The following is a 22,576-nucleotide window of genomic DNA, read 5'->3' on the forward strand; positions in this document are numbered from 1 at the left end:
TAAGATAATGACAAAAATTGGTATTGATAAGATTGGTCTTGCCCTACCAAATTACGTACTGGACTTGAAAGATCTAGCTGCAGCACGCGGGATTGATCCCAATAAATACACAATCGGTTTGATGCAAGAAGCCATGGCCATCACCCCTGTGACACAGGACATCGTGACATTGGGTGCTCAGGCCGCAGCTCAAATACTAACCGAAGAAGACAAAGCAACTATTGATATGGTGATCGTAGGCACCGAGACTGGTATCGATCAGTCAAAAGCCACAGCTGTCTATATTCATGGCCTTCTGGGCATTCAGCCTTTTGCTCGTGCTATCGAGCTAAAAGAAGCCTGCTACTCTGCTGCTGCTGGCTTAGAATTCGCCCGTAACCATATCGCTAACCGTCCTGAGGCTAAAGTCTTGGTCATCGCTAGCGACATTGCAAAATACGGACTGAACTCAGGCGGAGAGCCAACTCAGGGCGCTGGTGCAGTCGCCATGCTAGTCTCTGCCAACCCTCGTATCCTTGAGCTCAATTGGGACAATGTTTACCAGACACGTGATGTCATGGATTTCTGGCGGCCTAATTACAGCCCCTATCCTAAAGTTGATGGTCGATTTTCAACAGAGCAGTATACCGATTGTCTCCAGACAACTTTTGAACACTACCGCCTACAGTCAGGTAAAGAGCTGGACGATTTTGCAGCCGTTTGTCTGCATATCCCTTTTGCAAAGCAAGGACTCAAAGGCCTGCGTGCTCTCCAGCCATCACCCAAGCATGAAGAACGCTTCTTCGAAGCTATTCGGTACAACCAACAAGTTGGAAATATCTATACTGGATCACTATTTCTTTCGCTTCTTTCACTCTTGGAGCAAAGCAAAGCGTTAAAAGCTGGTGACGACATTCTTCTTTACAGCTATGGTTCAGGCGCAGTTTGTGAACTCTTCTCAGCTCGTCTTGTTTCTGGTTACCGTGACCAGCTCATGACAGATCGATTCGAGCAGATGAGCAAGCGCCAACGTCTCTCAATGGAGCAGTATGAAGAACTGTTCTTTGAAACTATCCCTATTGACGAAATGGGTAATAGTCCAGAACTTCCTGAGGATAATAGCCCCTTTGTCCTGACTAAAATTGAAAATCATCAACGCATTTATCATAAACATTGACAAAAAATCAGGGACCTTTTCTTAGACTAAAAGAAAAGGTCCCTGATTTTTAATTTTTCGACGATGTTCGCGTAATGCCATCAACATTAAAACCGTTTTGAACAAATTTCTGCTTAAGCTGGTCTATGTCGAACTCGCCATCAATTTGGACTTCAATGATGACCTTGCCATCTTGTCTTGGGATATTGACAGTGTTAGAAATATTGAGATTCTCCTCTGAAATTAAATGAACAATCTTTTCTAGAACACCAACAGTATCGTCTGTAATCAAGCGGACACGTACACCATCTTCTCCATAGCCAGAAACTGCTAGGAAAGCCTTGAAAACATCTTTATCTGTGATAATTCCACTGATGACATCATTATCCACGACAGGAAGAACACCAATACTATGGCGAAGCATGAGATCAACCGCATCTTCCAAACTAGCTAACTTGGATACTGTAATCACCTGCTTAATCATGATTTGCCCAACTTTTGTCTTATTCAGCAGGTAGTTCATTTCATAGATGGACAGGCTGGTTGCCTTTGATGGACTGGCTTCTGCAATCGTGCCTTCTGTGACGAGACCAACTAACTTGTCACTTTCAATCACTGGCAGACGGTGAATGTGATGCTCCCTCATCAAATCCGCTGCTGCTGAAACCGTCGTATCAGGACTAACGTAAATCACCTTTTTCGTCATAAAATCTTTGACAGCCATAAAAACGCCTCCTTCGTACTATCTAGGTCTATTATAGCACGATTGGAAGCGTTTTGCTAGTTTTCATATCAATTTCCACAACAAACATGTGAAAAATGACAGCTGTCCCAGTTTTTGATAGATGCAATTTTTTAAAACAATTTCATAGCTTTTTGAAAGCAATATTGAATCTTATCTCATCAATAGATGCCCACAATTTTCTTGAAACAGTCACACTACAACTTGAAACTATTATTTCTGAAAATGACATTTTCATGCATTTATCACACCAATTCATAGAGGAATCTTCGTAGCCTGATAATAAGGCTGCAGTAAGAGCCACCCACGCTTGAGCTCCGCCAAAAGGCTCGATTCATCTGGAAAGACGGTCAAATCAGGGATATCAAATTTGACCTGCACCTTGCGAACCTGACCTGCTTCTATTCCCTGCGTCAACTCTAAGCGATTAGCTTCAGTCATTGGAAATCGCCGGCTTGTTCCCTCAATCTGGGCAAAGTAATAAAGTTCTGAATGGGTTGCAACCGTTAAAACCTGATTTTGCTGATATAAGGTGGTCTCATTCTTTTGTCGTTCAATCAGGCTGACCTCAAGAGAAATTCCTAAGCCTGAGACATCGTTTAATAATCGCAAAGCTAGAGCTGGCGACTGCACAGACTGAGATTTTTCAATTAGGTAAACCCAAAAATGCGGGCGCAAAATCTGTGCTTGATTCATCCATTGACTAGTGCGTTGGAGCTGAAAATCAAAAACCTGTTTTTCAAAGGATTTAGCCAAGTCTGTAAAAGCCATTCTAGCTTGTTGAGCCTGAGTTTTCACAGCTTCCATCTGTGAAGCTAGCACACCTGCTTTTCCTGGGCTGATGTATTTATCACCTTGGTAGGGAATAAAATCCCTTATCGCTTGAAGTTTTTCTTGATAGTCCATTTAACTCCTCCCTTTGACCTTTTTCTTGTACTTAGGGCACCTCTAAAAACTCATACTAAGCCATTGATAAACCTGCCACTACAGCGAAAAATAGCAGATTGAAAGCCCCTTCATTTGTTACTCCTCTAAACTCGCATCACGCTTGAGCTTAACTGTTACTGATAGGTATTGTCTCTAATATCAACAAGCATTTCCGACTGAAGATGAATCGGCTCTAAAAACCAATTCTCTGGACTCTTATCTTTAAAGCGCGTTGCCAGTGTCTCCTTAAAAGTATTGCCATAGATACTGACCATTCCAACCTTAGAAGAATGTTGCCCCACTGTCGCACCATAAGCTACTACCTTGCCTTCTGCATTGTAATACGGCAGAAATTGATTATGGCTGATCGTAATATGATTCGTCATAATAGGAATACTAGAGGTCCAATCATAATTAGGATCAATCGCCCGCATCATACCACCGTCCCAGCCCGTCTGATTACTCGAAGAATCAAGCTGAATGGCTTCCGAATAGAAGTTGTGCAGATCGCGTTCCCCTATTTCCGTTTCGTTGGTCAAATTTGGGGCATACCCCTCAAAGGTATTATTAGTAAAGGTTGATTCCTGCAAACCACCCAAATCAAAAATATGACTGGACATTTTATGAACCATGGTAAAGCGGTTATTTTCAATCTGCCAACCATAACCATGATTAGTCATAATGATAAATTGATTCCCATTAACAAGATCGCTAGCTGTAAAATGAAGCCCATTCATGAGGAAATGAGACACGCCATCATAACCTGTTGGCCCCGTTGCTAAACCAAACCAGCGCGCTGCTCCTTCAACCACTAACTCTGTCTCCTGACCGCGTAACTCAACATTGGAGCGCAGCAGGATATATTCGGATTCAGGTATCTGTGAACCAATTCGATAGCGACCTTTAGGAAAACGAATGACCACAAAGCTGTAATGGCTAGATAAATCCATTGCTTCCTGAATGAGACGGTTATTGTCCTGAGGCAGATTTGCAGCTTTGAGTGGAAGGTCATACACATAGGCCAACTGCTGGAAACTTAGCTGGTCTACAACACTCCCATCTTCCAGTTTGACTGAGTATATTTCGTGATCACCCTCTTTAAAAATTGTCTCTACCCTTGCTGCACCCGTTCGATCCAGCAACTCCACTTCCTGATTCAAGGCAAAGCTTGTTGCCATCTCTGACAGAACTTCTTCAGAAATCCCATCGACAATATCACCATGACCAAAGTTTAGAGTGTAGGCGATGCTTTCTTTCTCACCTGATTTTTGAGACGAAAAGCTTTCAATCCGTGCCAAGCGATTGCGATATGGGCTTAGGGTATCGTTACTCTCAATTCCTTCTGGAGTGATAATGACCTGCTGCCCTTTAGCAAATTTCCCTTGAATAGTTTTCTTCTGCGACTGCTCTGCCCCTTTTGTTGATTGAAAAAGGTTAGAAGACCATTTTGGCAGACTAAAGGAAAGTCTAGGAAGGCGTAATTCTGGAGAGTGACTAACTAGGTAGGCAGCCAAAAGCAAGGCTAATAAGCTTGACAAGGCTATCAAGACACGTTTATCTCGTCGCCTTGCACGCTCACGCCGTAATTCTTGTAAAGTCCTCTTCTTTTGATTCACAATTCTCTCCTTGCATACAATGACTCTATCATACCAAAATTTCCCTAAAAAAACATCCTTTTCACAGGAAAAAGATGCCTTGTCCAGTATTTCTAATCACGCAAGTCAGACCTGTATTCATAACAATAGTTTCTCAAAAACGAAGTAACATTTGACCTTATTTGTCAAAATAAACTTGTTCTATTCTTACTTCAGAAGATTCTTTTTCATAATCATGACATTTTTTAAGAAATACTGAGCTTATTAAGTGTTGAGATGCGTATACGAATACCAAAGTTGCCAACACAGATTCTAGTCCCTCTGATGCTGCCCCTTTTTCAATCCCAAATCCGACTTGGAAAAGCGGAAAGAACCTCTTATGAAATAACAGTGAAAAACAAAAGTTGCTAGGATTGCTAACAGAAAGACAAGTGGGAAGTAAGCCCATGGAAGTTGGAATGGTTCCAGAAACACACCGAGCGTGATTGACACAAAAAACATCACAAACGATGTCAAACACCCCTTAACAGCTCCATAACGCTCTATCATCCGTATCATGTAACCACCAACAAGAGCTCCAAAGCCAGGGCCCAAGCCGCGCAACTCCAAGACAGAAGTTTCACGGATGAAAAAGCTGATCAGGGCATTCACCGCTAATGAAAGCGTTATGTAAAGCAAAGTGTCCCTCATAAAATACAACCAAAATTTTTGCTTCTCTATCTCTTTCATGGCAGCTCCTCCTTTATCTTAGTATAGCAAATTTCCCTTAGAAAATAAAGAAAGAGTAGACATCATGCGCTCATCTCAGAGAAATGCGATGCTTCAAAGTCTTTTTACAGACCGTGTGACACCTTTATTTCCAGCAGGTGGGCTGGCTCAAGGCTAATTAGTAAAAGACTTGAGCCCAATCCGAATCTGAAAACAAGACCCTTTTTGCTGTTCGAAGTTGATCCTACTTCCCTCGCTTTTAGCCACCCAGATAAGCCTTACGAACTTCATCTGAAGTTAAAAGTTCGTGACCAGTTCCTGATAAAACAATAGAACCCGTCTCCAGTACATAGCCACGGTTAGAGATAGAAAGGGCCATATTAGCATTTTGCTCAATAAGGAGAACCGTTGTGCCTTGCTTTTGAATATCTTGAATGATGTCAAAAATTTCCTGTATGAAAATGGGGGCGAGCCCCATAGAAGGTTCATCAAGGAGCAAGAGTTTTGGAGTGGACATAAGAGCACGCCCCATAGCAAGCATCTGTTGCTCACCACCCGATAAGGTTGCGGCATCTTGATTCTTACGTTCTTCCAAACGCGGAAAACGGTCAAACACTTTCTTAAGATTAGCCTGATTTTCTTCACGGTCTTTCTTAAGAAAAGCGCCCATCTCCAAATTTTCTATAACGCTCAAACCAGAAAAGACATGGCGGCCTTCTGGAACTTGAGACAGGCCGGAGGCAACAATTTTCTGAGCTGGCACTTTTTGAATCTCATTTCCTAGGAAAGAAATTGCTCCAGCAGAGGGCCGAACCAAACCAGAAATGGTTCTGAGAATGGAGGTCTTACCAGCACCATTGGCTCCGATGAGGGAGACAACTTCACCCTCGTTAACTTCAAACGACACATCTTTAACAGCTTGGATAACACCATAATGCACTGAAAGATGATCAACTTTTAACATAGACATTAGGCTTCACCTCCAAGATACGCTTCGATAACCCGTTTATTGCTCCTAATTTCTTCAGGAGTACCATGGGCAATCAATCTGCCATACTCCAGCACATAAATCCGCTCCGTCACTTCCATGACCAAGCTCATATCGTGTTCAATCAGCATAATCGTCAAATCAAACTGATCCTTGAGCTGACGAATCAGAGCTGTCAATTCAGCTGTTTCTTGAGGATTCATACCTGCTGCTGGCTCATCTAAAAAGAGGATTTTAGGCTCTGTAGCCAGTGCGCGTACGATTTCTAAGCGGCGCTGTTGACCGTAAGGTAAGTTCTTTGCCAAGGTTTCAGCCTCCTTATCAAGGCCAAAAATAGCCAAAAGCTCCATAGCTTTTTCATTCAGCGCGCTCTCTGACTGGTAAAATTTAGGCAGGCGTAAGAAAGATGCGAGTAGATGCGGCGAACGCTGATTTCCCATACCAACCAGAACATTTTCAAGAACAGTCATATTCTTAAAGAGACGAATGTTTTGAAACGTTCTACCTAGTCCAGCTGCAGCAATCTTATAAGGAGCTTTGCCATTAAGCAACTTACCATCTAGAGTCACACTGCCTTCACTTGGCTCATAAACGCCCGTCAAAAGGTTGAAAAGTGTCGTCTTACCAGCACCATTTGGACCAATCAACCCAACTAACTCTCCAGCTTGGAGTTCAAGCGTGACATCACCGACTGCCGTCAGGCCACCGAAGTGCTTGGTTAAATTTTTAACTTCAAGTAAAGCCATCTACTTGTCCCCCTTTTTTTGAAATAGCGTTGATAAGGTCAATTCTTTACTGCCCAAAAGACCACCTGGACGGAAGATCATCAGAAGCACTAGGGCAAGTGCGTAGATAATCATGCGAATGTCTGAAACGCTTTGCAAGAGAACATTGATCACTCCCAAAAGCACCGCAGCAATGATAGAGCCTGTCATTGAACCAAGGCCACCCAAAACAATGATAATCAGGACATTGACAGAGGTCATGAAAGCAAAATCCTTTGGCACAACGGTACCAATATAGCCAGCCTGCAGGCTACCCGCGATAGCTGCTGTCATAGCACCAATCACAAAAGCAGTTACTTTGACCTTGGTCGTGTTGACTCCCATAGACTCCGCTGCAATCTCATCTTCACGAACCGCAATGGTTGCACGTCCCATCGGACTGCGCAAGAAATTCATAACAAGGACAATCACAAGGACAGCAAGGCCAAACACCCACTGCCAAGTTGTAAATGGTGGAATTCCCATGATACCTGCAGCACCATTCGTCAAACTACCACCATTGATAATTAAGATGCGAATGATCTCAGCAACACCAAGAGTTGCAATAGCCAAATAGTCTCCCTTTAGACGAAGAGTAGGAATTCCTACCAGGGTGGCAACCGCACCAGCAATCACCATCCCAACTACAATGGTCAAAACAAAGCCACCATAGGTTGGCATTTGTTTGCCAAGAATAGCTGTCGTATAGGCACCAATAGCCATAAATCCAGCATGTCCAAGAGAAAACTGGCCAGAGAAGCCCACAATGAGGTTCAGACCAACGGCGAGAATAATATTAATTCCAATCTGTTGCAAGACTTGGACGTAGTAAAAATTCAGCGTTCCCGTATTAATCAAGAGGGTTAAAACGGCATAAATGGCAATCACAAGACCAAGCCAAGCCAGATTTGTTTTTAAGTTCTGTTTCATGCTAGACCTTCTCCTTCACATTTTTGCCTAAAATTCCCGCTGGACGCACCAAAAGAATCAAAATAAGCACCGCGTAAACAACGCCGTCACGAAAATCTGATAGACCAACCGCAATGGCCATAGTCTCCAAAATCCCGATAACAACCCCACCAAGAGCGGCACCTGGTATAATTCCGATACCACCTAGAACAGCAGCCACAAAAGCTTTGAGTCCTGGCGTCATTCCCATGAGAGGCTCTACAGAGTTATAGTAAAGTCCAATAAGCACACCAGCAGCCCCCGCCAGCGCTGAACCAAGTACAAACGTAAAGCTGATAGTTTGGTTAACATTAATTCCCATCAACTGAGCCGCATCGCTATCAACAGACACCGCCCGCATAGCTTTCCCCATCTTGGTTTTCTTGACAATAAACTGGAGAGCGACCATCAATACCAAGGAGATTCCCAGAATGATTAGCTGGACATTCGTTACAGAGATTGGTCCCAAATCATAAGTTACTGTGCTAATGGCTTGAGGGAATGCACGAGTATTAGCACCAAAGAAATAAACCATCGTGTATTCTAGGAAAAAAGACACCCCAATCGCTGTAATCAAGGCTGCAATTCGAGTCGATTGCCGTAAAGGACGATAGGCCAAAAATTCAATTGTGACCCCAAGAACCGCTGAACCTGCCATCGCCAAAATTAAAGCTAAAAAGAAGTTCATCTGAAAAGTATTGATAAGGAAATAGCCCATAAAGGCCCCCATCATGTAAATATCGCCATGAGCGAAGTTAATAAGCTTGATAATACCGTAAACCATGGTATAACCGAGGGCTAAAAGAGCGTAAACGCTTCCTAAGATAAGCCCATTCACAAGCTGTTGGATCATTGTGACACCGCACTTTCTAATCATCTATTTGAAATAAAATAACACAAAGATGGGAGTGAGACAGATATCGTGATTTCATTGAAATCGACTTCGTTGTCTCACTCCCGCAAGGTTGGTAGTAAGGCTTGTTGCCCATGCCAACTCAATTTACCGCTGCACAGGTCATTAGGTGCTTTAGCACCAATGAACCACTACTGACTAGGTTTGTAGAATGGTGATTTATCAACATTTTACAAACTAGACAACTACTGCATCAAACTGGTCAAACTATAAATGAAACGAGACCGATACTATTCCTATTTAGCCTCAAGAACTTCAACACCAGAGACTTTACCATCTGAAAAGCTGATGACATAAGCTGATTTGACAACGTTATGGTTCTTATCCACAGACATAGTACCAGTTACACCTTCAAAATCGCTTAATTTTGCCAAATTATCCTTGATGTCAACAGACGTTGATGCCCCCTTAGCAGCTTCTGCGGCCATATAGACAGAATCATAAGCCAGTGCAGAGAACATAGACGGCTCCTCACCGTATTTAGCCACATAGGCATCATAGAATTTCTTGGCTTTTTCAGAACCTTCTGTAGAAAAGGCTGACAAGTAATGAACATCTGTCGCTGCAGCTCCTGCTTTTTCGAGAAAGACTGGGCTATCAAAGCCGTCAGGACCAGCAATTGGAGCTGTAATGCCCAAATCACGCGCCTGCTTCACAATCGCCCCTGTCTCTTCATAGTAACCAGGCATGATAATCGCATCAAAATCAAGGCCTTTAATCTTAGTCAAAGCTGCTTGGTAATCTTTGTCGCCAGAAGCAAAGGTCAGGGTTTCAACAATCTCACCAGAATAAGATTCTTTAAAAGCGTCTGCAATTCCTTTAGCGTAATCACTTGAATTGTCATAGTAGAGAACAACTTTTTTAGCTTTCAAAGTATCAGTAGCATAAGTTGATAGAAGCTGGCCTTGGTAACTATCAACAAAGGTTGCACGGAAGAAATAATCATTAACAGTTTTACCATCAGCAGCGAAAACGAGATTATCCTGAGTACCTGATGGCGTGATCATCGGAACTGCTCCACGAGTCACATTGGCCGTCGCTGCAGCCGATGCTCCTGAAGTTGCTGGTCCAACGATAACATTTGCCCCTTCAGTAACCAAGCTAGTGGCTACAGTGGCAGCTTCTGCTGTCTCAGACTTATTATCTTTAGAAATGACTTCTAATTTCTTACCGTCAACGCCTCCTGCCGCATTGATTTCCTCAACAGCAAGGTCTGCACCATTTTTCTCAGTATTGCCATAAGAAGCGACCGCACCGCTCAACTCAAAGTTATAACCGATTTTGATCGTTTCTCCGATAGCGTTACCCGATGCTTGTGATGAACTGCTAGCAGAACCGCCACCTGTGTTTGTTCCACCTACTTCACCGCAGGCTGCCAAAAAGGCAGCACTAGCAAATGTTAACAAAGTCATTGCAAATTTTCTTGATTTCATTGTGTACTCCTATATCTTTTTTTAAGTATATCCAATATACACAATTGTCTGAAAATTGTCAATAAAAAGATTCTTTGTAAACGTTTTTATCCTAATTTTTTTGCCTAGAATTGCTCAACAACTGATTTTTCTTGATCGCGCCAGAGATTCCCAACAAAGTTTTGATCCAAATCCTTAATATAAGATGGCACAACGCGCTTCACGTATTTTTCAGCAGACAGGCGCTCTACTAAGTCTTCAACCTGTTCCTGATCAACGTAAATCACAGCATAACGACCGCGTCTAGAGACATAGACGACATCACCCAAGTGCTTTACTTTTCGAACATCACGATAATAATTGAGGTAGACAACAATACTCAGTCTCTCATTCTTTTGAAACATCTAAAACTCCTACTTATCAGGCGTATGGCTGTTGAAAATTGATGATTTCACAGCGTCACCGCAAACAACTACTGACTGCTTTGTCAATCGTTTGTCCGATTATCGAGATATTGCGGTCAGAGTAATCCGACTCAACCAGAAATCACGTTTTAACTTTCTTCTCTAGTTCACTTTAACGGCGAAAGCCATATACACCTTTTAATTATTTTTTATTATAACAAAAAAAAGAGAGCAAGAGCAACTAAAAAAGAGTTCCCATTCGCTTTAGCGTTTTCAGACTCAGGCAGAAAACAGCAAAGTGAGGGATCTCTTTCTTAATTAGTCGGGAACTGAGGACTTTTTAGTACGTAATCAATGATTACATGTTTTGGAGGTGTGGGCGAAGCCATCATGGCTGTCTGTTCCAGCCTCCTTTCTACTTCCTTACTTAAGATCTGAGGTTTCCATGATGGCATCAATAAAGCCGTATGCCAACGTTTCTTTAGCATCCATCCAGAAATCGCGCTCAGCATCTTTATGGATTTGCTTAACAGACTTGCCAGAGTTCTCAGACAAAATCTTCTCCAAGCGGTTACGGGTTTTTAGTAGGCGTTCCGCTACAATAGCCATATCCGTCTGCTGTGTTCCTGCTGCTGTTCCGCCCATTGGCTGATGAATGAGGTATTCAGCGTTTGGTAACATGAAACGCTTGCCCTTGGCGCCTGATGATGCGATGATTGTTCCCATAGAAGCAGCTACCCCCATAACAATGGTTTGCACGTCAGATTTGATGAAATTCATAGTATCGACGATAGCAAGGCCAGCTGATACAGAGCCACCTGGTGAGTTGATGTAAAGGTAGATATCTTTCGTATTATCCTGAGCATCAAGGAAAAGCAATTGGGCAATAATAGAGTTTGCCATATTGTCTTCAACTGGACCTGTCAGCATAATAATGCGATCTTTGAGCAGGCGGGAGTAAATATCATAAGAACGTTCGCCACGGCTAGTTTGTTCAATAACTACTGGTATCATAATGTCTCCTTTATCATAACAGCTACATGCTGTTTTCTAAGTGATAACATCATTATACTCTAATAGTCAGCAAAGGTCAAATATTTATCACGCCTTATACCTAAAGAAGTTGGGATCATGATAAACGTTGACCGTTTTGAAAAGAGTTTTTCTCACTTTCTTTTGAAAATGCTTCAGCAAACGATTCTGATTTCATAATAAGATATAAGACTGTTAAAAATCTGATAAAAATGAAAAAACAGACGATAAGTCTCTGGACTTGCGGTAAGCCAAAAATCTTTGATTTCCTTAACGCATCCCGACTAGAAAACCAGGATTTTCACAAATGAATTCGAAACACATCTACAGCTCTAATCGGATGAGACCAAATTTAGCTTTGTGGGCGCGTTCAATTCCAAGATATAAAGAGCATTTAAAATACGTTGAAGACTTGAACTGTGTCAATGGCCCCTTAATCCATAGCCAGCGCAGCCATGTCCAAATCATCTGGAACAAGAGTCAGATAGCGCTGTAACTGCTGTTTTGCCTCTACAAAGTCACCAGCTTCCCTCAAGACAAAGATATATTCTTTAAGAAATTCAGGATTGTCCTGCAAATCAGCCACTAAATCACGATAAGCCAGGTCTGCTTCTTCTCTTTCTAAAGCGCGATAAGCCTTGGCAATGTTCCAGCGTGTCAAGACATGGTCCATATCCTCACGCACCAAATCTAAGACATCTTCAAAGCGCTCCTGCTCCAAGTACATACTTGATAAGCGCAAATCAATTTCTTCTAAATCGTCAGCCCATTCCCTAGCTTTAATCAGATAGCTTTCTGCCAGTTCACTGTTCTTAAATTCATAAGCATACTGCGAAGCCAAGAGCAATATTGGCACAGCAGTCTCATCTTTAGATAGGTAATCTTGAAGGAGACGAAGCGCTTCTTCCAGCTGATGTTCAGCGTGTAAGGACTGCGCGTAAGGATAATGATAACCATTAAAATCGGGATTCAGCGCTTCTAATTGCTTGAAGTAAAGATTAGCCCGCTGATAATTCTCGCTTTCATAGAGCAGCGTAGCCAGCTCATAGAGGGTCTGATCGTCATACTCCAACTCCACAGCCTTCTCTAAAAATTCAATCGCCGCTTCAAATTTCCCCAGATTGGCATAAGCATAGCCGATACGCTGGTAGGTCGACACTCCTGTCTGCTCATAAATCGCGCGATTATCCAGACTGGCATAGTAGCGAATAGCTGATTGGTAATTTTCCAGTTCGAGCTCGATTTCAGCGAGGCCAAAGCGAACTAATTCATCATCAGTCAACTGGCTAGCTTCTAATAATTTTTCCTTAGCAACATCAGCCAAACCCTCCAACTGGTAAAAGTCTGCCTTTGTGACTAAAGCTTGCAGATAAGAAGGGCTAGTCTCATCAATCTGATCAAGGTAGGCAAAAGCCTGCTCTACATCACCATCTTCCATGGCAATATTAGCCAGATTGAGCGCGACCTCAGGATAGTGCAATAAGAGTTTCTCATAAATTTCTTGAGCCTGAGGCAGAAAACCGATACCCTCCATATAGGTCGCAAGATCCAGCAAGCTCTCCTCGTCGTCTTCAGACAGGGCTAACCTGAACCGCTGCTCTGCCATTTCCAAATCCTGCGCCTCAAGCGCTTCTAACACTAACTCACTGTTTGATAACATCATTCACGACTTTCTTATTCATAAAGACCACTATAGGACTTGTACCATTTAAAAATAGCTTCAAAAATAACCTTCGCAGAAGCATAAATTGGTATCCCCAACAATACTCCCCAAACGCCGAACATTCGTCCTGCTGTCAAGAGAATGAACATGATAGTAATCGGGTGGATTTTAAGGCTTGACCCAATAATCAATGGAGAAACGAATCGGCCTTCAATCGTCTGCTCGATGACAAAAACGACGAGAACCTTTAAGAACATCGCTGGCCCATCCACCAATGCGACCAAGAGAGCAATAACAATCGCAATAAAACTTCCTAGATAAGGAATAAGATTGAGAATGCCAGCTGCAACAGCCAGTGTAGCAGCATAATCCAAACCAATAACAGCATAAAGAATCCAGAAGATGATCGCTACAATAGTGGCAACAGTCACCTGACCACGCACATAATTTGAAATTTGATTATTCACATCATGCAAAACACTGCTAGTTGGATAACGCCACTTGGTCGGTAAAACACTGGTAATGGTTGGATTTAACCGATGCCCGTCACGCAACATGTAAAAAAGAATAAAGGGCATGATAATAATAGCTACGACAATCTGTGAGGTCGCTGAAACAACATTACTCACCCAATTGACCGCGCTTGATGAAAATGACCGTGCAATATCTGTAATTTGCCCAGTGACCTGATCTAAAATATCATTGATTTGAGGAGCAAACTGAGCAAAGTTATCATCCTTTAGTAAGTCTGTAACAACTCGGTCTATCTGATTGACATAAGTCGGTACATTATCCGCAAAACGCACGACTTGCTCTTGCACATTCGGGATAAAAACAGCTAACCCCCAAACAAGCAACAGTGAAACCAACACAAAAACAATACTGATAGCCCAAATTCGAGGCAGCTTCTGCTTCTCTAACCAATCAACACTAGGCTTCATTAAATAGTATAGTAAGCCTGACAGGAGTAGCGGCAGCATGATGACATTTAAAAAGTCTAAAACAGGCTTAAACAAGAAAGCAATCTTATTAAGCATAAAAATATTGATTAAGATGAGCAATGTCACCAATAAAACAGTTACTGTCTGATTGTTGATAAACCACCGGTAAAACCAGGAACGTTTGTATTTTATTTCTTCCTCCATCGATAAACCTCACTTTCTCTTTTATTTATTTTACCATTTTCTTAAAAAATTGCCCTCCTCAGCTCTATATTTCAGAATCTTTTTTCGGAAATACAGTTTCAAATTCAGGAAGCTTTTTCGTTTATGTTATAATGACTTTAAGAACCTGTATTCACAGCTCAACACTTTTAATCACTGCTACTTTTTTGCTCCTCATCGCTAGTTTTTTTAAATTGCCTTGGTGATCGAAAAACGGTCTTCTGAATCAAAGTATCTTGCTTTATGAACACAGGGAAATTAAAAAGAGGTGTTATCATGACAGAAAACGTTTATTTTGGAACCTATACCCGTCGTGTCTCTGAAGGTGTTTACCGCGCAGACTTTGACACAGAGACTGGACAATTGAGCCAACTGGAACTTGTCGCTAAAGAACCAAGCCCAACCTACCTAGCCTTTGCAGAAAATGGTCAACTGTATACCGTTGGTGCCGAAGACGACAAGGGCGGTGTGGCTGCTTTTGATGCCGATTTCACACCTCTCAATCACGTGGTTGAAGAAGGCGCGCCTCTATGCTATGTTGCTGTTGATGAAGCACGTGGCCTAGTTTACGGTGCTAATTACCACAAAGGGCAAGTCTTGGTTTATAAACGCCAAGAAGACGGCAGTTTAATGCTGGCTGATGTCGCTCATCATGAAGGAAACGGTCCACACGAAAATCAGGCCTCACCTCATGTGCACTATGCTGATTTGACACCCGATAACTATTTAGTCACCTGCGATTTAGGAACCGATGAAGTCGTGACCTACGATGTTTCTGATCAGGGCAAATTGACCAGATTGGCAACATACAAGGCTAATCCTGGTGCCGGGGCACGTCACCTTGTCTTTCATCCTACACAAAAAATCGCCTACCTCATGTGCGAACTGAATTCAACCATAGAAGTCCTCATTTACGATGGTGTCGGTCGATTTGAACACCTGCAGACCATTTCGACCTTACCTGCTGATCATACTGCCTTTAATGGTACAGCTGCTATTCGTATTTCAAACGATGGCAACTTCCTTTACGGTTCAAACCGTGGACACGATTCGATTGTGGTTTACAAGATTCTGGGTGATGCGACGCTTGAGTGGGTGCAATACGCGCCAACCAACGGTAAAAACCCACGTGATTTCAATCTGACACCAGACAATAAACATCTAATCGCTGTTCACCAAGACTCTGACAACGCAACGATTTTCTCTCGTAACGAACAAACAGGAGAACTCACCGAAATTTCCCACGATTTTGTCGTTCCCGAAGCGGTTTGCGTGACATTTAAAAACAATTAATTTATACTAATTTGTATCAATATATTAAAAAGGAGCAACTTCATGGACGCTAAAGAACTTTTTGAACAACTCAAAGACATCATCACTAAAGGGGATTTCGAACAAGCTAAAAAACTCTTAGAAGAAAACAAAGACAACTTAGGCGAATACTTCGAGCAAGCAAAACAACTCTTAGCAAACTCAGAGGGGCTTGACGGTGTTCTTGACAAAGTCAAAGGAATTTTTGGAAAATAAAAAGATAGCTCTGAGGTTTCATTCGACCTCAGAGTTTTCGTATGTCTTGATATAGGTCTTTTCATGATAGACCGCTTCAATATCAAAGAGGTCTATGTCTTCTTCTTTAGAAACTACATAAATACCTTCCCGCTGGTAGTAAGGAATTTCCTGTCCGTTTCGAGAAAACCGCAAGCGCCCTTCATCACTTAGAACTTCAAAAGTAAAAGGTTCTTCTGTTTTCAAGTTTCCAACAACCAAATAATCCTGTGCGATCAGCTGCCCTCCCCATTTTTGGTATAGATGATTAGCCGAAGCTCCATCTCTAGTGAAAATAGCTAACGCATCCACTTCTTTAGCTTTAAGCTGACGTTCAGCTTCTTCAAAGAGTTGAGAGGCAATCCCTTGATTTTGATAGTCAGGGTGAACAGCGAGATTCTCAAAATAGGCTACTTTGTCAGCAGGATAATATCGATAAGATTGGCTGATGGTCTTATGGAAAATATTGATTGTCAATAGCCCCACAACTTGGTCACACTCTACAGCAATTAGATCAATCTGATCTTGGTAGATATCAGTATTCATCTGCTCCTTTTCACGCGGCATATCATCAAAAAAAGGTGAAAATAAGTGGCTCAAAGCTTTGGTATAAACCCATGATTTCTCATATTCTGGGCTATATGGGATAATATTCATAACTTCTTCCTATAATATATTTTTAAGTTCTGACAAATTGGTCATAACTATATCACTAGGGTATTGTGAACTTTCTGGATTTAAAGCTCCCAATCCCTGCAATATCCGAATAGTACGCATTCCAATCGTCTTAGCAGGAACAATATCGTTATCAACCCTATCTCCGATGTAGAGAGACTCTTCTGGGTGACAATCTGCTTGTTCAAGGGTCAACTGAAAAATGGCAAGATCAGGTTTTTTGACCCCAAAATCACTAGAGCTCACTATGATTTCAAAATAAGGCCTTATTCCGAGTTGCCCTAACCGCTCTTCCAGCCCTTTCCCTTGATTGGCAATAATACCAAGATGGTAGCTTTTTGATAAATAAGCTAATGTTTCTAGAGTTTCTGGGTAAGATTCATCTAGCAGGTGAGACCAAAGGGGCCTAGACAGGGTTGCTGGTGCCCATTCCTCCCAAGCTTCTTTAACAGGTTCACCGCCTCTTGCTGAAATCTCAGACATCTTATCGAAAAAATTTTGAGCTGTAATAGTCACTCCAACTGTTTTCAGACAGCTAGAGCACCTCTCTGCAAAAGCCCAATAACTTTTTTTCTCATCAACTAGGGTTGACCCAATGTCAAAAAAGATCCACTTAAGCATCTTCTCCTCCTTCAATACCGAATTGATTAACTCATATAAAATAGCTATGGCTCTCACGACATCAATACGATAAATGTCAATCTATCTAATAGCACCTAAAATCGCCTCTACGGACGTTTTGCTCATTCATAGGTTATAGTAATGCATAGCAAATAAGCTATATATTCAAATTCCCATAATCCAAAAAACACCCTAGGACAAGGCCCTAGAGTGCTGATTTAGCAAGGCTTTCCGCCCCTAATCTCATAAAGAGATTATTTTTTAAGGTTATAGAATGATTTCAAACCGCGATATTCGGCGACAGTGTCCAATTGGTCTTCGATGCGAAGCAATTGGTTGTACTTAGCGATACGGTCTGTACGAGACAATGAACCTGTCTTGATTTGGCCAGCGTTAGTTGCAACTGCGATGTCAGCAATTGTAGAATCTTCTGTTTCACCTGAACGATGAGAGACAACAGCAGTGTAACCAGCTTCTTTAGCCATTTCGATAGCATCGAAAGTCTCAGTCAAAGTACCGATTTGGTTTACTTTGATAAGGATTGAGTTAGCAGCGCCTTCTTGGATACCACGTGAAAGATACTCAGTGTTAGTTACGAAGAAATCATCACCAACCAATTGAACCTTGTCACCAAGACGAGCTGTAAGAGCTTTCCAACCGTCCCAGTCGTTTTCGTCCATACCATCTTCGATAGAGATAATTGGGTATTTGTTAACCAATTCTTCAAGGAAGTCAATTTGTTGCTCAGAAGTACGAACAGCAGCGCCTTCACCTTCAAATTTAGTATAGTCGTAAACGCCACGCTCTTTGTCGTAGAATTCAGAAGCTGCACAGTCAAAGGCGATAAAGACATCCTTACCTGGTACATAACCAGCTGCTTCGATAGCTTCAAGGATTGTTTCAACACCGTCTTCAGTTCCTTCGAACTTAGGAGCGAAACCACCTTCGTCACCAACAGCTGTAACCAAACCACGAGACTTCAAGATTTTCTTCAATGTGTGGAAGATTTCAGCCCCCCAACGAAGCGCTTCTTTGAAAGTAGGCGCACCAACTGGCATAATCATGAATTCTTGGAAAGCGATTGGCGCATCTGAGTGAGAGCCACCGTTAACGATGTTCATCATCGGAGTTGGCAATACTTTAGTGTTGAAGCCGCCAAGGTAAGTGTAAAGTGGCACTTCAAGATAGTCAGCAGCCGCACGCGCAGCAGCGATTGATACTGCAAGAATAGCGTTAGCACCCAATTTACCTTTGTTAGGAGTACCGTCAAGTTCGATCATTGCACGGTCAATACCTTGTTGGTCACGAACGTCAAAACCGATAATCGCTTCTGCGATGATATTGTTTACATTATCAACAGCTTTAGTTGTACCAAGACCAAGGTAGCGAGACTTGTCACCATCACGAAGTTCAACAGCTTCGTGTTCACCAGTAGAGGCACCTGAAGGAACCATACCGCGACCGAATGCACCTGATTCAGTGTAGACTTCTACTTCAAGTGTTGGGTTACCGCGTGAGTCAAGGACTTCGCGAGCGTAAACGTCAGTAATAATTGACATGTTGTACTCTCCTTATGAGTTTAAATTTTTACCCTTTCATTATACCGCAAAAAAAAGATAACTTCAAGAAAAAGCACAATTTTTGAAAAAATGATTGAAAACATGTTTTTCATTTTTTTGCAGTAACGGGCTTTCATAATCTCGTGGTATAATACCATTATGACAGATATTAATCAAACTATTTTAAAAAAGGCTAGCGGAGAAAATCGCTTAAAACCTGATGAACAGCGCTATTATCTAGGAACCTATAAAGAACGTGTCCTTCTGACAGTGAAACTCACAGATGTCAGCTCCGATCCCATCAAGAATCATTTTTCACACCTACTTTCTGACTTTCAAGCCAAGGAAACTTCCCTTACACTTAAGATTTCAGGGAAGTTGGACGACAGTCTCCAGCTTTTCTATCTAAAACTGGCTCAAGAATCAGGAATTGCTTCAAGCATTATTGACGAGGTAGACAATTCCTCACCACTAGGTCTCGTGCTCCACACGAATCACGCGATTAATCAGGAAAAGCTAGATATTAAAGAACAATTTCCAAACATTATTCAGAAGCCCTCTCCAAGTCCAAAAGCGTCACAAAAGACTTTCTGGTCAAAATTATTTGGCAGATAGAGAAAGAGGGCTAGATTAACACCTGCTATTCCTCATTTTTATTGTTCAAGAATACCAGTATTAAAGTCGAGTTCAGCCCTCTTATTATTAGGAGAGGGGATCTTCCAGCTTAGACAGAAAAGGTTCCCCTCTCTAAATGACTGCGATTGCTCGTCAAGAACCTGAACCCAATTTCTTTCTCAAAGTACCCCTTCCTTCTTAATTTCTGCTATAATACTTAAAGAAATAAAACTGAGGAGATTTTATGAAACAGTCTAAAAGACATCTCAAAAAGAAAAAGTCGTGGTTGGCTCTGTTCATAGCTCTAATGGCTATCGCAGGAGCGGGTTTATTGACCACACATTACTTGCAAACTAAGCAAGCTACTGCACCCTCAACTTCTTTAACAACAACGTCCAGCTCTTCAACGATACCATCTTCTTCAGAAAAGCCTAAGGACTATATTGTTTCAGAGGAAGAAAAAGCTTATCTCAAATCACGTTTTGAGCCCTTGATGGCCCTAAATGCCAGTACTATTGCCTATGTTTATGCCCCTGGAACCATGCTAGATGAGCCTGTTGTACAAGGGACAGATAACAGCCATTTTCTTCAGTATACAATTGATGGTCAGTATTCACCATATCTGGGCACCGTCTTTATGGACTATGAAAATTCTAAAAATTTTGATGATAGTTTGACTTGGCTCTTTGGCCATGCTAGGGGAAACACCGTCCCTGATCACCGCATGTTTAACGACGTCAACTTCTATGAAGATCAAACCTACTTTGACCAGCACCGCTATGTAGTCATCGAAACCCCCGAACGTAAATACTACTACGAAGCTGCATTTTTCATTATTGTTCCTGAGACAACGGGATTTTATCGGACATCCTTTGAGAGCAAAGAAGTTTTCGCAGAGCAATTATCCACTGTCAGTAAAGATGCTCGAACCAAAGCTCAAAATATCATTATCAACCCAGATGATAAATACATTGTTCTGTCAACCTGTCGTGAAGAAGATGAAACCATTCGAAGCAATCTCTACCTCCGCCAGATTCCAGATTCAGATTTGACTGCCTTTCTGGCTGAGCATGGTGAAAGTCTCACCTACAAACCAACACGATAAAAATGGACGCGAGAGGCTTTGTCAGCCACCAGCATAGCTGGTGGTTTTTCTTACGTTTCTCTTTGAGAAAAACTGGCTTGAAGCCATAAGAAAACAGCCCTTGTTCAACGGGCTGTTTAACGGTTATCCTACTATTCTACGGTCACTGACTTAGCAAGGTTACGCGGTTTATCCACATCAAGGCCGCGCTGTAAAGTCGCATAGTAGGCCACGAGTTGAGTCGGCACAACCATTGAGATAGCTGACAAGTATGGGTGAACAGGGACGACCTTGATGTCGTCTGTCTCACGCGCCAGCCCTTCTTCTACAATGACTAAGACATTTGCTCCACGGGCAGCGACTTCTTGGATATTCCCACGAGTATGGGCAGCAATAGCTTGATCTGAAGAAATGAGTGCAATGACTGGCACACCATCTTCGATAAGGGAAATCGTCCCGTGCTTAAGCTCGCCAGCTGCGAAGCCTTCGCACTGAATATAGGAAATTTCCTTAAGCTTAAGGCTAGCTTCCATAGCCACATAGTAGTCATTTCCGCGACCAATATAGAAAGCTGTGCGCGTTGACGCCAGAAGTCCTTCCACTTTTTTAGCGATGACATCTTTCTCCGCAAGGCTGGCTTCAATGGACTGAGCCACGATGGAGAGTTCGTGCAAGAGATCAAAATCTTTGGCCTTTTCATTACCATCTGCATCTCCTACTGCTTTTGCCAAGAAAGCTAGAGTTGCAATTTGGGCTGTGTAGGCCTTGGTTGACGCTACGGCAATCTCAGGTCCAGCGTGCAAGAGCATGGTGTGTGTTGCCTCGCGTGATAGGGTGGAGCCGGGAACATTAGTTATGGTAAGGCTTGGAATCCCCATCTGATTAGCACGAACCAGTACTTGGCGGCTATCTGCGGTTTCTCCAGATTGGCTGATAAAGATAAAGAGCGGCTTTTGACTGAGAAGAGGCTGACTGTAGCCCCACTCTGAGGCAATCCCAAGTTCAACAGGGGTATTGGTCAAAGCCTCAAGCATGTTCTTAGCTGCAAAACCTGCATGATATGACGTTCCAGCTGCGATGATATAGAGACGATCTGCTTCCTGAACAGCCTTGACGATATCTGGCTCAACAATGACTTGACTATCTTCTGAGTATGCCGAAATCAGCTTACGCATCACTGTTGGCTGCTCGTCAATTTCCTTGAGCATATAGTACGGGTAAGTTCCTTTACCGATGTCAGACAAATCCAGTTCAGCGATATAAGAGTCTCGCTCAATAGTATTACCCACATAGTCCTGCACAGATACGCTGTCTTTTGTCACAATAACCAGTTCCTTATCATGGATTTCCATGTATTCGTTCGTTTCACGAATCATGGCCATAGCATCTGAGCAGACCATATTGTAACCATCACCGAGCCCGATGAGGAGCGGTGATTTATTTTTAGCGACATAGATCGTCTCGCTGTCCTGAGCGTCCATAAGAGCAAAGGCATAAGATCCTTCAATGATCAAGAGAGCTTTGCGGAAAGCTTCAAGGACAGAAAGGCCTTCTTCGTCCACCAATTTACCAATGAGATGCACCGCAATTTCTGTATCTGTTTGACCAAGCAAGCTATGATCAGCAAGGTACTCTTCCTTGATTTCCGCAAAATTTTCAATCACACCATTGTGAACTAGGGTAAAGCGCTTGGTTGCAGACTGATGGGGGTGAGCGTTAACTTCAGCAGGTTTGCCATGAGTTGCCCAACGCGTATGACCAATCCCAGCTGTCCCAGCTACATCAATGCCAAGTTTACTACGAAGATCTGCAATACGACCAACGGACTTGACTAAACTGAACTTATCACCGTTAGCAACGTAGACGCCAGCTGAGTCATAACCACGATACTCCAACTTTTCAAGTCCCTGCATCAAGATATCTGTTGCATTACGATTGCCTACAACACCAACAATTCCACACATGTTATTCTTCCTTAATTCTATAAATTGGTATAGTCTAATTTGTTGAAACAAATCACATTATCTAGTATATACAAGGAAATTTATTTTGTCAACTTCAAAATTGGTATAGTTAAATTAAG

The 22,576-nt window shown here is 42.3% G+C and carries 22 protein-coding genes; 5 read left to right on the forward strand and 17 right to left on the reverse strand.

All coding sequences use genetic code 11. From position 1 onward, the window contains the following. Nucleotides 1–7: 7 nt before the first annotated feature. Nucleotides 8–1,156 carry a hydroxymethylglutaryl-CoA synthase gene (locus A3I5_RS0101240; RefSeq protein ID WP_018372797.1) on the forward strand — a complete coding sequence of 383 codons (1,149 nt, stop codon included), beginning with the start codon at nucleotides 8–10 and terminating at the stop codon, nucleotides 1,154–1,156. Nucleotides 1,157–1,205: 49 nt separating this feature from the next. On the opposite strand, the gene A3I5_RS0101245 is transcribed toward A3I5_RS0101240, so the two are convergent. The 13 genes from A3I5_RS0101245 to A3I5_RS0101310 all read right to left on the reverse strand — a co-directional run bounded on the left by A3I5_RS0101245 (nucleotide 1,206) and on the right by A3I5_RS0101310 (nucleotide 14,376). Beyond that, entirely contained in the window at nucleotides 1,206–1,859 is a 654-nt protein-coding gene (locus A3I5_RS0101245; protein WP_018372798.1) for a CBS domain-containing protein, read from the reverse strand. A gap of 273 nt (nucleotides 1,860–2,132) precedes the next feature. Continuing rightward, the gene (locus A3I5_RS0101250) at nucleotides 2,133–2,783 is read right to left on the reverse strand and encodes a hypothetical protein (RefSeq protein WP_018372799.1); all 651 of its coding nucleotides are present in this window, start codon (nucleotides 2,781–2,783) and stop codon (nucleotides 2,133–2,135) included. A gap of 155 nt (nucleotides 2,784–2,938) precedes the next feature. Beyond that, nucleotides 2,939–4,420 (reverse strand): hypothetical protein, encoded by a 1,482-nt coding sequence (locus tag A3I5_RS12035; RefSeq protein ID WP_018372800.1) that lies wholly within the window; start codon nucleotides 4,418–4,420, stop codon nucleotides 2,939–2,941. Between the two features lie 291 nt (nucleotides 4,421–4,711). Beyond that, entirely contained in the window at nucleotides 4,712–5,128 is a 417-nt protein-coding gene (locus A3I5_RS0101260) for a hypothetical protein (RefSeq protein ID WP_018372801.1), read from the reverse strand. Between the two features lie 238 nt (nucleotides 5,129–5,366). Then, complete coding sequence (locus A3I5_RS0101270) at nucleotides 5,367–6,077, reverse strand: ABC transporter ATP-binding protein (RefSeq protein WP_018372803.1); 711 nt, start codon at nucleotides 6,075–6,077, stop codon at nucleotides 5,367–5,369. Next, on the reverse strand, nucleotides 6,077–6,841 hold the full coding sequence (locus A3I5_RS0101275) for an ABC transporter ATP-binding protein (protein ID WP_018372804.1): 765 nt from the start codon (nucleotides 6,839–6,841) through the stop codon (nucleotides 6,077–6,079). The genes A3I5_RS0101270 and A3I5_RS0101275 overlap by 1 nt, the downstream gene beginning before the upstream one ends. Further along, entirely contained in the window at nucleotides 6,842–7,789 is a 948-nt protein-coding gene (locus A3I5_RS0101280; protein ID WP_018372805.1) for a branched-chain amino acid ABC transporter permease, read from the reverse strand. Between the two features lies 1 nt (nucleotide 7,790). Further along, nucleotides 7,791–8,660, reverse strand: coding sequence for a branched-chain amino acid ABC transporter permease (locus tag A3I5_RS0101285; protein ID WP_018372806.1), 870 nt, complete (start codon nucleotides 8,658–8,660; stop codon nucleotides 7,791–7,793). Nucleotides 8,661–8,956: 296 nt separating this feature from the next. After that, the gene (locus A3I5_RS0101290) at nucleotides 8,957–10,153 is read right to left on the reverse strand and encodes an ABC transporter substrate-binding protein (RefSeq protein ID WP_018372807.1); all 1,197 of its coding nucleotides are present in this window, start codon (nucleotides 10,151–10,153) and stop codon (nucleotides 8,957–8,959) included. 104 nt (nucleotides 10,154–10,257) lie between these two features. Further along, on the reverse strand, nucleotides 10,258–10,536 hold the full coding sequence (locus A3I5_RS0101295) for a DUF2129 domain-containing protein (protein ID WP_018372808.1): 279 nt from the start codon (nucleotides 10,534–10,536) through the stop codon (nucleotides 10,258–10,260). Nucleotides 10,537–10,959: 423 nt separating this feature from the next. Then, nucleotides 10,960–11,550 (reverse strand): ATP-dependent Clp protease proteolytic subunit, encoded by a 591-nt coding sequence (locus A3I5_RS0101300; RefSeq protein ID WP_018372809.1) that lies wholly within the window; start codon nucleotides 11,548–11,550, stop codon nucleotides 10,960–10,962. A gap of 451 nt (nucleotides 11,551–12,001) precedes the next feature. Then, the gene (locus A3I5_RS0101305) at nucleotides 12,002–13,228 is read right to left on the reverse strand and encodes a tetratricopeptide repeat protein (RefSeq protein WP_282705045.1); all 1,227 of its coding nucleotides are present in this window, start codon (nucleotides 13,226–13,228) and stop codon (nucleotides 12,002–12,004) included. Nucleotides 13,229–13,242: 14 nt separating this feature from the next. Continuing rightward, nucleotides 13,243–14,376: an AI-2E family transporter gene (locus tag A3I5_RS0101310; protein ID WP_018372811.1), complete on the reverse strand. Its 1,134-nt coding sequence runs from the start codon at nucleotides 14,374–14,376 to the stop codon at nucleotides 13,243–13,245. A gap of 294 nt (nucleotides 14,377–14,670) precedes the next feature. Here A3I5_RS0101310 and A3I5_RS0101315 point away from each other — a divergent pair, with 294 nt between their 5' ends. Next, the gene (locus A3I5_RS0101315; RefSeq protein WP_018372812.1) at nucleotides 14,671–15,687 is read left to right on the forward strand and encodes a lactonase family protein; all 1,017 of its coding nucleotides are present in this window, start codon (nucleotides 14,671–14,673) and stop codon (nucleotides 15,685–15,687) included. Nucleotides 15,688–15,729: 42 nt separating this feature from the next. After that, nucleotides 15,730–15,921, forward strand: a complete 192-nt coding sequence (locus tag A3I5_RS0101320; protein WP_018372813.1) for a hypothetical protein — start codon at nucleotides 15,730–15,732, stop codon at nucleotides 15,919–15,921. An 18-nt stretch (nucleotides 15,922–15,939) separates the two neighbouring features. Here the strand turns inward: A3I5_RS0101320 and A3I5_RS0101325 are convergent, their stop codons facing one another. From A3I5_RS0101325 to eno, 3 genes are all read right to left on the reverse strand, one after another. Beyond that, complete coding sequence (locus A3I5_RS0101325) at nucleotides 15,940–16,596, reverse strand: GNAT family N-acetyltransferase (protein ID WP_018372814.1); 657 nt, start codon at nucleotides 16,594–16,596, stop codon at nucleotides 15,940–15,942. A 9-nt stretch (nucleotides 16,597–16,605) separates the two neighbouring features. After that, a complete protein-coding gene (locus tag A3I5_RS0101330; protein ID WP_018372815.1) occupies nucleotides 16,606–17,235 on the reverse strand; it encodes an HAD family hydrolase in 630 nt (209 codons plus the stop codon). Between the two features lie 254 nt (nucleotides 17,236–17,489). Further along, on the reverse strand, nucleotides 17,490–18,794 hold the full coding sequence (gene eno, locus A3I5_RS0101335; protein ID WP_018372816.1) for a surface-displayed alpha-enolase: 1,305 nt from the start codon (nucleotides 18,792–18,794) through the stop codon (nucleotides 17,490–17,492). Between the two features lie 159 nt (nucleotides 18,795–18,953). Here eno and A3I5_RS0101340 point away from each other — a divergent pair, with 159 nt between their 5' ends. Both A3I5_RS0101340 and srtB read left to right on the forward strand, forming a co-directional pair. Continuing rightward, nucleotides 18,954–19,409 carry a YueI family protein gene (locus A3I5_RS0101340; RefSeq protein ID WP_018372817.1) on the forward strand — a complete coding sequence of 152 codons (456 nt, stop codon included), beginning with the start codon at nucleotides 18,954–18,956 and terminating at the stop codon, nucleotides 19,407–19,409. Between the two features lie 244 nt (nucleotides 19,410–19,653). Then, complete coding sequence (gene srtB / locus A3I5_RS0101345; protein ID WP_018372818.1) at nucleotides 19,654–20,514, forward strand: class B sortase, LPKTxAVK-specific; 861 nt, start codon at nucleotides 19,654–19,656, stop codon at nucleotides 20,512–20,514. A 131-nt stretch (nucleotides 20,515–20,645) separates the two neighbouring features. On the opposite strand, the gene glmS is transcribed toward srtB, so the two are convergent. After that, nucleotides 20,646–22,457, reverse strand: coding sequence for a glutamine--fructose-6-phosphate transaminase (isomerizing) (gene glmS / locus A3I5_RS0101350; protein WP_018372819.1), 1,812 nt, complete (start codon nucleotides 22,455–22,457; stop codon nucleotides 20,646–20,648). Nucleotides 22,458–22,576: the final 119 nt, after the last annotated feature.

The organism is Streptococcus merionis DSM 19192 (assembly GCF_000380085.1).
GTDB lineage: Bacteria > Bacillota > Bacilli > Lactobacillales > Streptococcaceae > Streptococcus > Streptococcus merionis.

Excerpts from the sequence above, each read along its gene's own strand:
- A3I5_RS0101245 (WP_018372798.1), bottom strand. The coding sequence starts at position 1,859 with ATGGCTGTCAAAGATTTTATGACGAAAAAGGTGATTTACGTTAGTCCT.
- A3I5_RS0101330 (WP_018372815.1), bottom strand. The coding sequence starts at position 17,235 with ATGCTTAAGTGGATCTTTTTTGACATTGGGTCAACCCTAGTTGATGAG.
- A3I5_RS0101240 (WP_018372797.1), top strand. The coding sequence starts at position 8 with ATGACAAAAATTGGTATTGATAAGATTGGTCTTGCCCTACCAAATTAC.
- srtB (WP_018372818.1), top strand. The coding sequence starts at position 19,654 with ATGAAACAGTCTAAAAGACATCTCAAAAAGAAAAAGTCGTGGTTGGCT.
- A3I5_RS0101320 (WP_018372813.1), top strand. The coding sequence starts at position 15,730 with ATGGACGCTAAAGAACTTTTTGAACAACTCAAAGACATCATCACTAAA.
- A3I5_RS0101340 (WP_018372817.1), top strand. The coding sequence starts at position 18,954 with ATGACAGATATTAATCAAACTATTTTAAAAAAGGCTAGCGGAGAAAAT.
- A3I5_RS0101250 (WP_018372799.1), bottom strand. The coding sequence starts at position 2,783 with ATGGACTATCAAGAAAAACTTCAAGCGATAAGGGATTTTATTCCCTAC.
- A3I5_RS0101310 (WP_018372811.1), bottom strand. The coding sequence starts at position 14,376 with ATGGAGGAAGAAATAAAATACAAACGTTCCTGGTTTTACCGGTGGTTT.
- A3I5_RS0101270 (WP_018372803.1), bottom strand. The coding sequence starts at position 6,077 with ATGTCTATGTTAAAAGTTGATCATCTTTCAGTGCATTATGGTGTTATC.
- eno (WP_018372816.1), bottom strand. The coding sequence starts at position 18,794 with ATGTCAATTATTACTGACGTTTACGCTCGCGAAGTCCTTGACTCACGC.
- A3I5_RS0101290 (WP_018372807.1), bottom strand. The coding sequence starts at position 10,153 with ATGAAATCAAGAAAATTTGCAATGACTTTGTTAACATTTGCTAGTGCT.
- A3I5_RS0101315 (WP_018372812.1), top strand. The coding sequence starts at position 14,671 with ATGACAGAAAACGTTTATTTTGGAACCTATACCCGTCGTGTCTCTGAA.
- A3I5_RS0101325 (WP_018372814.1), bottom strand. The coding sequence starts at position 16,596 with ATGAATATTATCCCATATAGCCCAGAATATGAGAAATCATGGGTTTAT.
- A3I5_RS0101295 (WP_018372808.1), bottom strand. The coding sequence starts at position 10,536 with ATGTTTCAAAAGAATGAGAGACTGAGTATTGTTGTCTACCTCAATTAT.
- A3I5_RS0101305 (WP_282705045.1), bottom strand. The coding sequence starts at position 13,228 with ATGTTATCAAACAGTGAGTTAGTGTTAGAAGCGCTTGAGGCGCAGGAT.
- glmS (WP_018372819.1), bottom strand. The coding sequence starts at position 22,457 with ATGTGTGGAATTGTTGGTGTTGTAGGCAATCGTAATGCAACAGATATC.
- A3I5_RS0101285 (WP_018372806.1), bottom strand. The coding sequence starts at position 8,660 with ATGATCCAACAGCTTGTGAATGGGCTTATCTTAGGAAGCGTTTACGCT.
- A3I5_RS0101280 (WP_018372805.1), bottom strand. The coding sequence starts at position 7,789 with ATGAAACAGAACTTAAAAACAAATCTGGCTTGGCTTGGTCTTGTGATT.
- A3I5_RS0101300 (WP_018372809.1), bottom strand. The coding sequence starts at position 11,550 with ATGATACCAGTAGTTATTGAACAAACTAGCCGTGGCGAACGTTCTTAT.
- A3I5_RS0101260 (WP_018372801.1), bottom strand. The coding sequence starts at position 5,128 with ATGAAAGAGATAGAGAAGCAAAAATTTTGGTTGTATTTTATGAGGGAC.
- A3I5_RS0101275 (WP_018372804.1), bottom strand. The coding sequence starts at position 6,841 with ATGGCTTTACTTGAAGTTAAAAATTTAACCAAGCACTTCGGTGGCCTG.